The sequence below is a fragment of the Roseateles sp. AC306 genome, assembly GCF_979253795.1.
Map to the genome: position 1 here is coordinate 349,806 of NZ_CEEDEB010000002.1, position 14,311 is coordinate 364,116.

Consider the following 14,311-nt stretch of genomic DNA (forward strand, 5'->3'; position numbering starts at 1 on the left):
CCGCTAGCGCCGCAACACCAAGCCCTCCACCGCCTCATCCCCCAGCGCCCTGCCCTCGGCCTCCAGCGCAGCGGTGATGTCGCTGCCCAGCAGGGCCCGGCCGGCATCCAGCGCGCCGTCGAGCGCGCGCAGCTCCAGCGGGTCCAGCGTGGTGTCGTTGGCCGTCCACCGGCTGCGCACATGGCCGGCGAGGCGGCAGGCGGCTTCGATGCGACCCTGAGCCACCAGCAGCGGCAGGATGCCGAGCCAGGCCACCGTGGTGCCGAAGCGCCGCTGCGCCGCAAGGGAACGCGGCAGCAGGGCCTGCGCCGCGTCCAGCCGACCCAGGCCGACCAGCGCTTCGACCAGGGCGTTCAGCACCCAGGGCAGGCTGCCGTTGCTGCCGCTGCCGTCGGCATCCAGCACCTCCAGCAGCGCGCGGGTGCGCGTGGCGCCTTCCTCGAAGCGGCCCAGGCGCACCAGCGTCAGGCAGATGTTGTTCTCGGCCACCTGCACGCGTTGCGACTGGCCGAGTTCCCGGGCGGCAAGCTGCTCGCGTTCCATGCAGGCGAGCAGTCCGGCCGTGTCGCCACGCAGGCGGGCCACCACGGCCAGCGCGCCGTTCAGGCGCAGCCGTGTCGGGGCCGAGTCGTCGCCCGCCGCCAGCTGGCGCAGCAGCGTGCAGGCCTCGTCCAGCTCGGGTGCGTCCTCGGTGAAGGCGCGCACCCAGTGGGCCGCGGCGATGAGCAGCTCGGCGGAGTTGCCCAGCGGCCGCCAGAGCTCGACAGCCTTGCGTGCGACCGGCACGGCGCGCGGGTCGGTGCGGATGAGCAGCAGGTAACCCAGCATGGACCACCACAGCGCCTGCACCTGCGGCGGCACCGCCTCGCCGCGGGTCTCCATCGCCGGCAGCAGCGACAACATCCACGCCGTCACCTCGTGGCGCCAGACGGTGAACACCATCACCCGCGCGGCGCGCGCGCCGATCTGGGCGGCGGTGCCGAGGTCGTGCTCGCGCGCCCACAGGAAGGCCTCGCGGGCGTTTTCCATGTCAGCCAGCCACAGCGCCGCGTCGTCGCTGGTGGCGATGAGCGCAAGCACCGCCGCGGCGTGCCGGCGGCGGGCGGAATGGCTGTCCGCGTCGCCGAGCCGCGCCAGCGCATGGGCACGCATCGTCTCCAGCAGGCGGTAGCGCGGCGGGTCATCGCTGGCGACGCTGACGAGGGAACGTTCCACCAGCGTGGCCAGGCCGTCGACGACGTCCCAGCGGCTCGTGTGCTCGTCGTTGCTGATCGTGATGGCCAGGTCCAGCGTGAAGCCACCGGCAAACACGCCCAGCGTGCGGAACAGGCGCTGCTCGGCCGGCTCCAGCAGGCCATGGCTCCAGTCGAGCGCATCGAGCAGCGTGCGGTGGCGGGCCGAGGAATCGCGCCGGCCGCGGGACAGCAGCGCGAAGCGCTCAGCCAGCGCGTCGTGCACGGCCTGCAGGCCCATCAGCGGCACGCGGGCGGCAGCCAGCTCCAGCGCCAGCGGCAGGCCGTCGAGCTGGCGGCACAGCGCGGCCAGCGGAGGGAGTGATCTGGCCGACACGTCGAAGCGCGCGTCCACGGCGCGGATGCGGGCGATCAGCAGCGCCAGCGCCCCCTCGCGGGTGTCCGGGCCGTCGACGCCTTCGGCCACCTGAAGCGGCTCCAGGCGCAGCAGCCGTTCGCCCGCCACGCCCAGCGGGAGCTGGCTGGTGACGAGCAGGCGCAGGCGGGGCAGCGCGGCCGCCTGCACCGCCCACTCGGCGCAGGTGGCGGCGAGGTGCTCGGCGTTGTCCAGCACCAGCAGCACGTCATCGTCAGCCGGGATGAGGTCGAGCAGCTGGGGCAGCGCCTCGCCCGGGTTCAACTGGCCGCCGAAGGCACGGGCGATGCCGTCGGGCAGTTGCGCCGGCAGCGTCAGTGGCGCCAGGTCGACCCAGGCACTGCGGCCCGGCCAGCGCGCCAGTGCCTCGCGCGCCAGGCTGCTCTTGCCCACGCCGGGGCTGCCGACCAAGCTGACGCAGCCGGGTGCCGCCAGCGCCTGGCGCAACCGGGCCAGGTCGGCATCGCGGCCGAACAGCGCGGGCGTGCCGGGCTCCTGAGGTGGCGCGGCAGCGGTGCGCGCCTCGTCGTACAGCACGGCCGTGAAGCGGTAGCCGCGCCCGGGCACGGTGGCAATGGCGTCCTCGCCGAGCAGGCGGCGCAGCGCGTTGACCTGCACGCGCAGGTTGCCCTCTTCCACCACCAGCCCGGGCCAGACGCGTTCGATCAGCGCGGCCTTGGTGAACAGTTCGGCGGGCCGGCCGGCCAGCGTGAACAGCAGCTCCAACGCGCGGCCGCCCAGGGCGGACGGCTCGCCGTCCACCAGCAGCCGGTACTCGGCCGGGCGCAGCTCGAAGCGGCCGCCGGCACCGAAGCGCAGCGGCCTGGCTGGGAGAGCGGATTCAGTGGCGGGCAAGGCGGCTCCGTGTCATTGCGGCGGGCACTTTAAAGCCGCCGGTTTAACAACGTTGAACAACCATCAAACGCCGCCCGCCGCCAGCATTCGTTCCACAGCAACACACCCCCCAGGAGCCCGCCATGACCGAACCCGAAGTCTCCATCCCCGCCGTGATGCGCAACTATCACGAGGTGCTGCGCAACGACCTCGCCAAGGTGCTGGCCCCGCTGGCCGAGGCCGGCGACCTGGCCGGCTTTGCCACCGCGTGGCAGGGCTATGTGCAGGCCATCGACGTGCATGCAGCGATGGAGGACGGCGTGGAAGGCGCCGGCGGCGGTATCACGACGATGCTCGATCAGCTCTTCGACGGTGCCGTCAATGCCGCTCTGTTCCGCGCCGAGCATGCCGACGAGCACGAGCTGCAGGCGGCCGTGACGCGCGCCATTGCGCAGGGCGCCGGCGCCCTGCGCGATGCGTGGACCGCCTACCGCACCTGTGCGGAAGCCCATCTGCTGCATGAGGAAGACGTCATGATGCCGCTCGTCGCCCGCCTGCCCCAGGAAGGCCGGGCGGCGCTGTTCGCCGAGTGGTGCGTGTCGGCCGGCATGGCCCACGGCGGCTTCGACACCTTCGTCGCCCACGGCATCGCCTCGCTCGCCGCCTTCGGCAGCACCAAGAACTCGCCGGCCGGCGCGACGCGCGTGTTCGCGCATTCACTGCAGACGGTGTGCACGCCGGCCCAGTGGGCCCACCTGCTGCCGGTCGTGCGCAGCGCCGCAGGGCCGCAGGTCTGGTCCGCGGTCATCGCCGAGGTGCCGAGCCTCGAAGCCGCTTGAGGCGCATCCCTTCTCCAGAAACCGAACAAGCTCATGCGGAACAAGCCCTTGCTTCGTTCCTATCATTCACCCCCACCCTGCCCCCCACCCAAGGAGATCACCATGTCCCTGCGCATCAACGACATCGCCCCCGACTTCACCGCCCAGACCACCCAGGGCGAGATCAGGTTCCACGACTGGATCGGCGACAGCTGGGCCGTGCTGTTCTCGCACCCCAAGGACTTCACACCGGTGTGCACGACCGAGCTGGGCTACATGGCCAAGATCGAGCCCGAGTTCACCAAGCGCAACGCCAAGCTGATCGGCCTGTCCGTCGACCCCGTGGACAACCACCACAAGTGGGCGCTGGACATCGAGGAGACCCAGGGCCACCTGCCCAAGTACCCCATGATCGGCGACCATGACCTGGCCGTGGCCAAGCTCTACAACATGCTGCCGGCCGACATCGAAGGCACGTCCGAAGGCCGCACGGCCGCCACCAACGCCACCGTGCGCTCGGTCTTCATCGTCGGCCCGGACAAGCGCATCAAGCTGATGCTGACCTACCCGATGACGACGGGCCGCAACTTCGACGAGATCCTGCGCGTGCTCGACAGCATGCAACTCACCGCCAAGCACAAGGTGGCCACGCCGGTGAACTGGAAGCAGGGCGACGACGTGATCATTGCCGGCTCGGTGAGCGACGAGGACGCGAAGACCTTGTTCCCGGGCGGCTGGAAGGCACCCAAGCCTTATCTGCGCATCACGAAGCAGCCCAGCTGATCGCCATCCGCGCCCTTTGCGGCCGGGTGCTGGCAGATGCCGGCACCCGGCCGTTTGCGTTTCAAGCCTCGGCGGTTGACCGGCACCAGGCACCGGCCTTGCCGTCAGGGGACCCCGTTGCCACGTCGTCGTTGGGCTTGCCATGCCGGCAGGCCGAAATTGCAAAGGAGTCAATCATGCCAAGTGGTCGTCAAGTCAAGGGCCGGCGCATTGCGGTGCTGGCCGCCGACGGTTTCGAGAAGGTCGAGTTGGCCGTTCCAGTCGCTGCGTTGCGTGCCGGCGGCGCCGACGTCGACATCGTGTCCCTGCGCCCGGGCCGCATCCGTGGGGTCAACCTGCATGAGCCAGCCTCGCGCGTGGCGGTCGACCGCACGCTGGCGGAGGCGAGCGCCGCAGACTACGACGCCCTGCTCATCCCGGGCGGCTTCATCAACCCGGACCTGCTGCGCCAGTCCGAGGCCGCGCGCGAGTTCGTGCGCCAGTTCGACGCCAGCGGCAAGCCGATCGCGACGCTCTGCCACGGGCCGTGGCTGCTGTCGTCCGCAGGCCTGACCCAGGGGCGCACGATGACCTCGTGGCCCGGCGTGCGCGACGACCTGGTCAATGCCGGAGCAACGTGGCTCGACCAGGAAGTGGTGATCGACCGCAACTGGCTCACCAGCCGCGGGCCGCAGGACATTGCGCCGTTCGTCAAGGCAATGATGAATCACTTCTCGGGGCGCCAGTCGCTGCGGCAGAAGCACACGGCTGAAGCGGGCGGCGCGACTTCCGCACCGCAGCGGACCGCCGCCCCGGCGCTCGTCCTCAGCGCCATGAAGTGGCTGCCGCGACCGTCGATCCGCACGGCGGCGATCATCGGCCTGGCGCTCGCTTTCTGGGCAATCAGGGAGCACCGCAGGCGCGGCACGCCGCTCCTTGGCCAGAACGCCGCCATCTGGCCGAAATGACGCAACAGAAGGGCTTACGGCAAATTCTTCACCGCAAGCCGACGGCGAACAATCGCGCGGCCAGCTCGTCCGGGTCGTTGACCGTGCGCAGCTCGGCATAGGCCTGCTCCGCCTCGGGGTAGGCCCGCTTCATGTAGTGCAGCCACTGCTTGAGCCGGCCGCCCTGGTGCTTGGCCGCCACGGTGGAGCGCACCTGGCTGAAAAACAGCTGCATCAGCGGCAGCAGCTCGGCCCAGGGCAAGGGCTCGCGGCGCAGGCCCGCCACACGCAGCGCCAGGCTGGGCTCGGCCACCATGCCGCGGCCGAGCATCAGGTGCTCGCAACCACTGCGTTCGCGCGCCAGTTCGGCATGCTCGACCGTCCAGATCTCGCCGTTGGCAATGACGGTGATGGGCACCGCCTCGCGCACAGCGGCGATGCGCTCCCAGTAGGCCGGCGGCTTGTAGCCATCGGCCTTGGTGCGAGCGTGGACGACGATCTCCTGCGCGCCGGCCGCGTGGATGGCGCGGGCGACGTCGAGCGTCCTGCTGTCGTCCATGAAGCCCAGGCGCATCTTGGCCGACACCATGACGTCGGCCGGCACGGCGCGGCGCACGGCGGCGACGATCTCGTGAATCAGCTCCGGTTTGTCCAGCAGCACCGCACCGCCGCGGTGGCGGTTCACGCACTTGGCGGGGCAGCCGAAGTTGAGGTCGATGCCCTCGGGCTTCAGCTCCGCCAGCCGCGCGGCGTTCTCCGCCAGGCAGGTCACGTCCGACCCCAGCAGCTGCGGGTGCACCGGCACGCCCGCCGCCGTGCGGCCGCCGTTCGTCAGCTCCGGCACGATGCGCGTGAAGACGCGGTTAGGCAGCAGCTGGTCGGTCACGCGGATGAACTCGCTGACGCAGCGGTCCACGCCGCCGACGCGGGTCAGCACGTCGCGCAGGATGTGGTCCAGCAGGCCTTCCATCGGCGCCAGCAGGATCATTTCGATTCCTCGAGGCTCATCAGGTACAGCCGCAAATCAAACTCGAGCTGGAAGTAGTCCGGCTCCATGTGCTGGCACAGCTTGTAGAACGGCTTGTTGTGCTCCAGCTCGCGCAGATGGGCCAGCTCGTGCACGACGATCATGCGCAGCAGCGCGGCGGGCGCTTCCTTGAACAGCGTGGCCACGCGAATCTCGCGGCGCATCTTGAGCTTGGTGCCCTGCACCTGGGTGCGGCGGGTGTGTGTGCCCAGGGCGTGCTGGAGCACACGCAGCTTGGCGTCATAGTTGACCGAGTTCAGCGGCTCGGCATTGCGCAGGTGGCGGGCCTTCAGGTCCTGCACATAGGCAAACAAGGCCGAGTCACTGCGCACCTCGTGGCGCTCGGGATAGCGGCGGGTGAGGTAGTCAGCCAGGCGGCCTTCGCTGCGCAGCGTTTCGGCCTGGGCGATCAGTTCGGGGGCATAGCCAGCGAGATAGCGGGCGGCGGTGCTGGGGCTGGCAAGATGGGGCGATGTCATCAGAGAGATTCACGGTGCGGCTGGAGCCGCAAGGCGCCATTTTCGACTGTGCGCCGGATCAACCCCTGCTGCTGGCCGCATTGGCCGCCGGCATCGCCCTGCCCTGGTCCTGCCGCAATGGCACCTGCCGCACCTGCATGTCACGTTTGACGGAGGGCCGCATCGAGCACCGCATCCCCTGGCCTGGCCTCTCTGCCGAGGAGAAGGTCGAGGGCTGGGTGCTGCCTTGCGTGGCCTGCCCGCGCAGCGATGTCACCTTGCACCGCGCCTGAACTCACGGCTTGCGCGGCATCACCAGCGTCTGACCGCCTTGCGTCAGCGTGACCGATGTGGCCTTGCCCTCCCCGGCGCTGAAGTCCAACTGGGCGCCAACCTGCGGCACATGAGCCTGGCGCGGCGTGCTGGCCATCAGCTCGAAGCTCGGCTGGCCCGGCGCCTGGCCCAGCAGCCGACCCTTGTCGTCGATGAAGACCTTGATGGAGAACTGCGGCGCGCTGTATTCGCCCACCAGGGCCTCCATCTGCGCCGCGCTCAGGGTCAGGACGGCGCGCTCGGGCGGCAGCTCACCGCTGAGCGCCCACAGTTCACCCTTGCTCTCGCCGTTGTTGAAGACGCGCACGGCCGCCACCTTGCCGTCGGCACCACGCTCCAGCTGCAGTTCGGACAGCGAATCCGCGAAGGCGAAGCGGTCCTTGCCCAGCGGCACCAGCGCGGCGACGCCACCGCCACTGCGCTGGCTCTGCAGCACGCCGTCCTTCACGCGCAGCGTGCGGGTCTGCTTGTCCTCGCGGGCATAGACGCCCTCGGCGCTCTTGAGCTGCTCGGCGGGCACCGCCACGGGTTTGGGCTCGGCAAAGGGCTCGCCGATGGCGAAGGCCGCCAGCTTGCGCGCGACCAGGTCCATGTTGAGGCCGGGGCCGTCGCTGTTGCGCAGGATGACGACCGTGGTCTGGCTCGTCGGCAGGTAGTTCAGCAACGAGGCGAAGCCGTGGATGCCTCCGCCATGCGACAGCTGCGGCTGGTCGCGCAAGCTGCCTGTGCCGATGCCGAAGCCGTAGTTGCGCGGCTTGGCCGGGCCTTCGGGCGTGGTCATGCGCTCGTAGCTGGCCTTGCTGATGAGCTTGCCGCCGTGCAGGGCATGGTTCCAGCGCCACAGGCCCTCGGCGTTGCCGATCAGCGCGCCGGCCGCGTGCGGCTGCGTCATGCTGAGCAGGCCCGCCGGCGCGACCTGGCCCTGGCCGTTCAGCGTGTAGCCCCGCGCCATGCCCTTGATGAGCTGGTCGCCGGCCTCAAAGCGAACGGTGGTGATCTGGCTGGGCTTGAGCAGCGCTTCGTCCAGCGTCTGGTGCCAGCTCTTGCCCGAGATGGCCTCGACGACGGCACCGAGCAGCACATAGCCGGAGTTGTTGTAGGCCCACTTCTCGCCCGGCGCGAAGTCCGCCGGCAGGTCCTTGAACTCCTTGATCAGCTCGGCCGTCGTCAGGTCGCGCCGGATGGGGTTGACCATGTAGCCCGCAATGCCGGTGTAGCTCTTCACGCCCGAGGTGTGGTTGAGCAGCTGCAGCAGCGTGATGTTGGCCGCGTTGGGATAGTCGGGCAGGAACTTGGCGAGCGGATCGTCGAACTTCGCCTTGCCCTCGTCGATCTGCCTGAGCAGCGTGGCGGCGGCGAACTGCTTGGTGACGGAGCCGATGCGCAGCAGGTGGTCCGGCTGCATGGGCACGCCCAGCTCGATGCTGGCCGCGCCGCGCGCGCCCTTGTAGAGCAGCTGGTTGCCGCGCGCCACGAGCACCGTGACGCCCGGGCCGTCACTGGCGATCTTCTGCGCGTCGAGCAACTGGTCGGCATAGGCCGACGTCGCGGCGGGCGTGGCTGGCGTGGCCGCCTGGGCAGCACCGAGCAACAGCGACAGCAGGATGGCGACGGGGATCTGTGGGTTGCGCATGGGGGGCGGGCTGGGGTTGCGGGAGGGCGCAGCATCGCCGCAGTCGTGATCCGTGACAAACGCGACTGCGACAGGCTGCACGAACGAGGGCATGAGCTGTAGCGCCCGGGATAATTCGGTGCATGCACCGCACCATCTTCACGACCCCGGGGGTCAGCACCTTGCTGCGGGGCCTGTCCATCGCCTGGCTGAAGCTCGCCGGCTGGACGGTGCAGGGCGAGTTGCCCGCAGAGGCGCGCAAGAGCGTCTTCATCGCCGCGCCGCACACCAGCAACTGGGACCTGCCCTACACGCTGTTCGCGTCGTTCGCGCTGCGCCTGACACCCTACTGGATCGGCAAGTCGTCGATCTTCCGCTTCCCGTTCGGCGGCCTGATGCGCTGGCTGGGCGGCATCCCGGTGGACCGCAGCAAGTCCAGCAACCTCGTTGCCGCGTCCGCCGAGGCCTTGAAGAACGCAGACGGCCCGGTGCAGCTCATCGTGCCGCCCGAGGGCACGCGCAGCAAGACCATCTACTGGAAGACGGGCTTCTACTGGATTGCCGTGACCGCCGAGCTGCCCATCGTCATGGCCCACATGGACTATCCGCGCAAGCTCGTCGGCCTCGGGCCGCTGTTCCGGCCCACCGGAGACGTGGACGCCGACATGGCCGAGATCAAGCGCTACTACGCCCAGTTCAAGGGCAAAAACTCAGACCAGTTCACCCACGAATGAACACGACCACGACGTCCAAGGACCCGCTGCACGGCCTCACCCTGGAAGCGATCGTGACCGCGCTGGTCGAACATTTCGGCTGGGCCGAGCTGGGCCAGCGCATCGAGATCAAATGCTTTCGCATCGACCCGAGCGTGGCGTCCAGCCTGAAGTTCCTGCGCAAGACGCCGTGGGCGCGCGCCAAGGTGGAGAGCCTCTACCTGTTCATGCGGCGCGAGCAGGCACGCGCCGAGCGACCGCCCCGTTAGCGTCCGGGAGCGGCCTCGGGCAACTCAATCTTGACTTCGAGCACATCGAAGTCGCCCTGGCGCTCCATGTGCACCTTGATGTCGTCGGGGTTGATCGACACGTATTTGCTGATGACGGCCACCAGCTCGCGCTGCAATTGCGGCAGGTAGTCGGGGCTGGAACTGCGGCCATTGCGTTCGTGGGCAAGGATCAGCTGCAGCCGCTCCTTGGCGACGCTGGCCGTGTTCTTCTTCTCGCCGAGGAAAAAGTTCAGGAATCCCATGGTGCGGCCTCCCTCACTTGCCACCGAAGACGCGCTTGAACCAGCTCGGCTTCACGGCCTCGGTGAAGCGCATCGGCTTGTCTTCGCCCAGGAAACGCGCGACGACGTCCTTGTAGGCCTCGGCCACGTCGGTCTCGGCCAGATGGATGGCCGGCGTGCCCTGGTTGGACGCCTGCAGCACGCTCTCGCTCTCGGGGATGACGCCGATCAGCGGCGTGCGCAGGATGTCGTGGATGTCGTCCAGGCTCAGCATCTGTCCACCCTCGACCCGGTTCGGGTTGTAGCGGGTGATGAGCAGGTGCTCCTTGATCGGCTCGCCGCCCTCGATGGCGCGCTTGGTCTTGCTGCTCAGCATGCCGAGGATGCGGTCCGAATCGCGCACTGACGACACCTCGGGGTTGGTCACCACCAGCGCCTCGTCGGCGTAGTGCATGGCCATCAGCGCACCGGTCTCGATGCCGGCCGGCGAGTCGCAGACGATGTAGTCGAACTCCATCTCCTTAAGCTCGTTGAGCACGCGCTCCACGCCTTCCTGCTTCAGCGCATCCTTGTCGCGCGTCTGGGACGCAGCCAGGATGTAGAGCTTGTCCAGCTGCTTGTCCTTGATGAGGGCCTGGGTCAACTTGATCTCGTCGTTGACGACGTTGATCAGGTCGTACACGACCCGGCGCTCGACACCCATGATGAGGTCGAGGTTGCGCAGGCCGACGTCGAAGTCGATCACGCAAGTCTTGAGGCCGCGCATGGCCAGGCCGGTGGCGAAGCTCGCGCTGGTGGTGGTCTTGCCGACCCCGCCCTTGCCGGAGGTGACGACGACGATCTTGGTCATCTGAGCTTTCCTGTTGTGTTCAGTTCAATCGGGGGGGTCAGAGAGCCTTACAGCGAAAGTGGCTGCATCAGCAGCTTCTCGCCATCGAGAAAGACCTGGGCCGGCTTGCCCGCCACATCGGCCGGCAGCGGGTTCTCGGCGGTGCGGTAGATGCCGGCGATCGACAGCAGCTCCGCCTCCAGGCTGTGGGCGTAGATGCGCGCGGTCGTGTCGCCGCGCGCGCCGGCGATGGCCTTGCCGCGCAGCGGCGCGTAGACATGCACGCTGCCGTCGGCAATGACCTCGGCGCCGTGGTTCACCAGCGCCAGCACGACGAGGTCGCCGCCCTTGGCATAGATGCGCTGGCCCGAACGCAGCGGCTTGTCGATGATCATGGTCGGCACAGGTGCGGCCGGCTTTTCGACGATGCGCTCGACGATGACCTCGCGGACGGCCTCGACGGGCACTGTGCGCTCCGTGGCTCGCTCGGCAGCAGGCTCGTCGGCCGCATCGGCCAGGCCCAGCTCATGCGCCAGTGCCAATTCCTCGGCTGTGGCCCCGGCCACGGCCACGGGCTGCAGCTGGCTGGCGCGCAGCAACTCCACGATGGCTCTGAGGTCGACCGGCGCCGGGCCGTCCAGCGCCAGCGCCGCCTGGCCTTCCGCAGCGGCGGCGGCAGGTGCACGCGGCACCGCGCTCAGGTCGATGACGACGGGTTCATGCTCGAAGCCGCCGGCACCGGCGCGCTCGGCCCAGTCGGCCGCGATCTCGGCCATGTCGGCGCTGTGCAGCACCAGACCGAGCAGGCTGAAGCGGCGCGACTTCAATTCGAAAGTGCCGGTGCGCGAAACGCTCTTGCGCCCGCCGCCATCCCTCGTCGTTTCCACCATCTGCGCCGCTGCTGCCCCGCTCAAAAGGGCGCGAGTTTAGCCGCCGCCCGTTGCAAGGCCCGTTCGGCCATGTAGGGACTGCCCCCAGCGCCGGCGCCCAAAAAACGGGCAGCGCAAGCCGGGCGGTGGCCGATCAAGCACTTAGCAGCGATGTCGTCAGTCGGCCCACAGACTTGTCCACAGATCCCGGGGACAAATGACATCCAGCTGTCATCCAGAACCGTGACATCGGTTGACCGGCGCTTGACTTATCCCCACTTCCGAGATGCGTCAAGTCTTTTGGACCCTCAGTCCCCCTAGCCTGCCGCCCACCCGAGCACCCGCGCTAAGTTATTGATTCATATAGGCGCTAGCCGCTGCTCAAAAAGAAGGCAACCTAAGCGGAACCGCATCACACAAGGGCTTGGAGGCGATGGAAGCGAGTTCTCCACAAAGTTTTCCACAGCATCGGTGGATAGCTTTTGGAAGTGTTACGAATCAGTGACTTAGGCGGCTTCCTTGAGGCGGCTCGTAGCTTTCGTTGCCAAGTGAGCTTCGGTCCCTCCCGGGTCAGCGGGTTACATTGGCTGCTGCCCGCGCGTGCGGGCGCCCCCAGGAGAAACGCACTTGGCCTCACCCAACTACAGCTATGAGAAACGCCAGCGCGAGCTGGCCAAGAAGCGCAAGGCCGAAGACAAGCGCCAGCGCAAGCTGAGCGGCAAGCCCGAGGATGGCAGCGCCCCCGAGGAACCGCAGACCGACGCCGAAGCCGCGCCTGCTCCCTCCGACCCCGCCGCACCGCAAACCTAAGATCGCCCGGTTTTTTCGTTCAGTTTCTGCAGTTCCAGCGCCCCATGTCCCGTCAGCCCCGCCAGCTCTTCGTCACCACCGCCCTGCCCTATGCGAACGCCGGTTTCCACATCGGCCACATCATGGAGTACACCCAGGCCGATATCTGGGTTCGCTACCAGCGCATGGCAGGCTCGCAGGTGCACTTCGTCTGCGCGGACGACGCCCACGGTGCGCCGATCATGATCGCGGCCGAGAAGGCCGGAAAGACACCGCAGGACTTCGTCGCCGGCATCGCGGCCGGTCGCCAGCAATACCTCGACGGCTTCCACATCAGCTTCGACAACTGGCACTCGACGGACGGGCCGGAGAACCATGAGCTGTCCAAGGCCGTCTACCTCGCGCTGCGCCGCAACGAGCTGATCACGTCCAAGACCATCGAGCAGTTCTTCGACCCCGAGAAGTCGATGTTCCTGCCGGACCGCTTCATCAAGGGCGAGTGCCCCAAGTGCGGTGCGAAGGACCAGTACGGCGATTCCTGCGAGGTCTGCAGCGCTGTCTACGCGCCGACCGAGCTGGTCAACCCCTACTCGGTGCTGTCCGGCGCCACGCCGGTGCTGAAGACCAGCGAACACTATTTCTTCAAACTCAGCGACCCGCGCTGCGTCGACTTCCTGACGCAATGGACGCAGGAGCCCGGCCGCCTGCAGTCCGAGGTGCTGAACAAGATCCGCGAGTGGTTCGAGCCCGACGAGGAAGGCAAGAACCGCCTCAGCGACTGGGACATCAGCCGCGACGCGCCCTACTTCGGCATCGAGATCCCGGACGCGCCGGGCAAGTATTTCTATGTCTGGCTGGACGCGCCCGTCGGCTACCTCGCCTCGCTGAAGAACTACTTCGGCAAGCTGGGCAAGGACTTTGATTCGTTCATGGCCGACGACAACGTGGAGCAGATCCACTTCATCGGCAAGGACATCACCTACTTCCACACGTTGTTCTGGCCGGCCATGCTGCACTTCAGCGGCCGCAAGACGCCCAACCACGTCTACGTGCACGGCTTCATGACCGTCAACGGCGGCGAGAAAATGAGCAAGAGCCGCGGCACCGGCCTGGACCCGCTCAAGTACCTCGGCCTGGGCCTGAACGCCGAATGGCTGCGCTACTACATCGCCGCCAAGCTCAACGCCAAGGTCGAGGACATCGACTTCAACCCCGAGGACTTCGCTGCTCGCGTCAACAGCGACCTGGTCGGCAAGTTCATCAACATCGCCTCGCGTGCGGCGGGCTTCCTGACCAAGCGCTTCGAGGGCAAGCTGAGTGCAGCCACCGGCGCGGAAGGCACGGCGCTGCTGCAAGCCCTCATGGCCCAGAGCGACGCCATCGCCGAGCTCTACGAGACCCGTGAATTCGGCAAGGCGCTGCGCGAGATCATGGCGCTGGCCGACAAGGTCAACGAGTTCGTCGACCAGAACAAGCCCTGGGAGTTGGCCAAGAAGGACGGCGCGGACGCCGCGCTGCATGACGTCTGCAGCGTCTGCATCGAGGCCTTCCGCCTATTGACGATCTACCTCAAGCCCGTGCTGCCGGCGCTCAGCCTGCAAGTCGAGGCCTTCCTGAAGGTCGAGCCGCTGCAGTGGGGCGACAGCGCCCGCGCGCTCGGCGCCCACCAGATCGGCGCCTACCAGCACCTGATGCAGCGCGTCGACCTCGCCAAGGTCGAGCAGCTGTTCGAGGCCCCGCCCGCGGCGGGCGGTCACATCGCCACCCTGCCCCTGGAGGCGTCGGACATCGCGGTCGGCCCGCCGGGCGGCGAAGACATTGCCGCCGAGATCAAGATCGACGACTTCGCCAAGGTCGACCTGCGCATCGCCAGGATCGTCAAGGCCGAGCATGTCGAAGGCTCAGACAAGCTGCTGCGCCTGACGCTGGACGCCGGCGAGGGCCGCATGCGCAACGTCTTCAGCGGCATCAAGTCGGCCTACAAGCCCGAAGATCTGGAAGGCAAGCTGACCGTGCTGGTTGCCAACCTCGCGCCGCGCAAGATGAAGTTCGGCATCAGCGAGGGCATGGTGCTGGCCGCCAGCCACGCTGACGAAAAGGCCACGCCGGGCATCTTCGTGCTGGAGCCCTACCCCGGTGCCCAACCCGGCATGCGCGTTCGCTGAACGTCGCACGAGTAGTGGCCCGGCCGGGCGGCGCCC

At 68.1% G+C, this 14,311-nt stretch carries 15 protein-coding genes; 8 read left to right on the forward strand and 7 right to left on the reverse strand.

Annotated features, from left to right (window positions below; all coding sequences use genetic code 11):
* Positions 1-3 precede the first annotated feature (3 nt).
* On the reverse strand, positions 4-2,463 hold the full coding sequence (locus AC0IZJ_RS06355) for an ATP-binding protein (RefSeq protein ID WP_471847795.1): 2,460 nt from the start codon (positions 2,461-2,463) through the stop codon (positions 4-6).
* Between the two features lie 122 nt (positions 2,464-2,585).
* On the opposite strand from AC0IZJ_RS06355, the gene AC0IZJ_RS06360 reads away from it, so the two are divergent.
* The 3 genes from AC0IZJ_RS06360 (at position 2,586) to AC0IZJ_RS06370 (ending at position 4,990) form a co-directional block, all read left to right on the forward strand.
* Positions 2,586-3,281, forward strand: a complete 696-nt coding sequence (locus tag AC0IZJ_RS06360; RefSeq protein ID WP_471847797.1) for a hemerythrin domain-containing protein — start codon at positions 2,586-2,588, stop codon at positions 3,279-3,281.
* Positions 3,282-3,383: 102 nt separating this feature from the next.
* Positions 3,384-4,043: a peroxiredoxin gene (locus AC0IZJ_RS06365; protein WP_471847799.1), complete on the forward strand. Its 660-nt coding sequence runs from the start codon at positions 3,384-3,386 to the stop codon at positions 4,041-4,043.
* A gap of 215 nt (positions 4,044-4,258) precedes the next feature.
* Positions 4,259-4,990 carry a type 1 glutamine amidotransferase domain-containing protein gene (locus AC0IZJ_RS06370; protein ID WP_471847801.1) on the forward strand — a complete coding sequence of 244 codons (732 nt, stop codon included), beginning with the start codon at positions 4,259-4,261 and terminating at the stop codon, positions 4,988-4,990.
* A gap of 28 nt (positions 4,991-5,018) precedes the next feature.
* Here the strand turns inward: AC0IZJ_RS06370 and AC0IZJ_RS06375 are convergent, their stop codons facing one another.
* Together AC0IZJ_RS06375 and AC0IZJ_RS06380 are read right to left on the reverse strand one after the other, a co-directional pair.
* Positions 5,019-5,957, reverse strand: a complete 939-nt coding sequence (locus AC0IZJ_RS06375) for a tRNA dihydrouridine synthase (protein ID WP_471847803.1) — start codon at positions 5,955-5,957, stop codon at positions 5,019-5,021.
* Positions 5,954-6,475: a YgjP-like metallopeptidase domain-containing protein gene (locus tag AC0IZJ_RS06380; RefSeq protein ID WP_471847805.1), complete on the reverse strand. Its 522-nt coding sequence runs from the start codon at positions 6,473-6,475 to the stop codon at positions 5,954-5,956. The genes AC0IZJ_RS06375 and AC0IZJ_RS06380 overlap by 4 nt, the downstream gene beginning before the upstream one ends.
* On the opposite strand from AC0IZJ_RS06380, the gene AC0IZJ_RS06385 reads away from it, so the two are divergent.
* The gene (locus tag AC0IZJ_RS06385) at positions 6,469-6,747 is read left to right on the forward strand and encodes a 2Fe-2S iron-sulfur cluster-binding protein (protein WP_471847807.1); all 279 of its coding nucleotides are present in this window, start codon (positions 6,469-6,471) and stop codon (positions 6,745-6,747) included. The genes AC0IZJ_RS06380 and AC0IZJ_RS06385 overlap by 7 nt on opposite strands.
* Positions 6,748-6,749: 2 nt before the next feature.
* On the opposite strand, the gene AC0IZJ_RS06390 is transcribed toward AC0IZJ_RS06385, so the two are convergent.
* Entirely contained in the window at positions 6,750-8,420 is a 1,671-nt protein-coding gene (locus AC0IZJ_RS06390; RefSeq protein WP_471847809.1) for a serine hydrolase domain-containing protein, read from the reverse strand.
* Between the two features lie 122 nt (positions 8,421-8,542).
* Here AC0IZJ_RS06390 and AC0IZJ_RS06395 point away from each other — a divergent pair, with 122 nt between their 5' ends.
* Complete coding sequence (locus AC0IZJ_RS06395; protein ID WP_471847811.1) at positions 8,543-9,133, forward strand: lysophospholipid acyltransferase family protein; 591 nt, start codon at positions 8,543-8,545, stop codon at positions 9,131-9,133.
* Positions 9,130-9,381, forward strand: coding sequence for a VF530 family protein (locus AC0IZJ_RS06400; protein WP_471847813.1), 252 nt, complete (start codon positions 9,130-9,132; stop codon positions 9,379-9,381). Before AC0IZJ_RS06395 ends, AC0IZJ_RS06400 begins: the two co-directional genes overlap by 4 nt.
* On the opposite strand, the gene minE is transcribed toward AC0IZJ_RS06400, so the two are convergent.
* Genes minE through minC form a run of 3 tightly spaced genes read right to left on the reverse strand, consistent with a single transcriptional unit; the run spans position 9,378 to position 11,342 of the window.
* The gene (minE, locus tag AC0IZJ_RS06405; RefSeq protein WP_471847815.1) at positions 9,378-9,644 is read right to left on the reverse strand and encodes a cell division topological specificity factor MinE; all 267 of its coding nucleotides are present in this window, start codon (positions 9,642-9,644) and stop codon (positions 9,378-9,380) included. The genes AC0IZJ_RS06400 and minE overlap by 4 nt on opposite strands.
* A 13-nt stretch (positions 9,645-9,657) precedes the next feature.
* Positions 9,658-10,473, reverse strand: coding sequence for a septum site-determining protein MinD (minD, locus tag AC0IZJ_RS06410; RefSeq protein ID WP_471847817.1), 816 nt, complete (start codon positions 10,471-10,473; stop codon positions 9,658-9,660).
* Between the two features lie 47 nt (positions 10,474-10,520).
* Positions 10,521-11,342: a septum site-determining protein MinC gene (minC, locus tag AC0IZJ_RS06415; protein WP_471847819.1), complete on the reverse strand. Its 822-nt coding sequence runs from the start codon at positions 11,340-11,342 to the stop codon at positions 10,521-10,523.
* Positions 11,343-11,948: 606 nt separating this feature from the next.
* Here minC and AC0IZJ_RS06420 point away from each other — a divergent pair.
* Positions 11,949-12,131, forward strand: coding sequence for a hypothetical protein (locus AC0IZJ_RS06420; protein WP_471847821.1), 183 nt, complete (start codon positions 11,949-11,951; stop codon positions 12,129-12,131).
* A 44-nt stretch (positions 12,132-12,175) separates the two neighbouring features.
* Positions 12,176-14,275 (forward strand): methionine--tRNA ligase, encoded by a 2,100-nt coding sequence (gene metG, locus AC0IZJ_RS06425; RefSeq protein WP_471847823.1) that lies wholly within the window; start codon positions 12,176-12,178, stop codon positions 14,273-14,275.
* Positions 14,276-14,311: the final 36 nt, after the last annotated feature.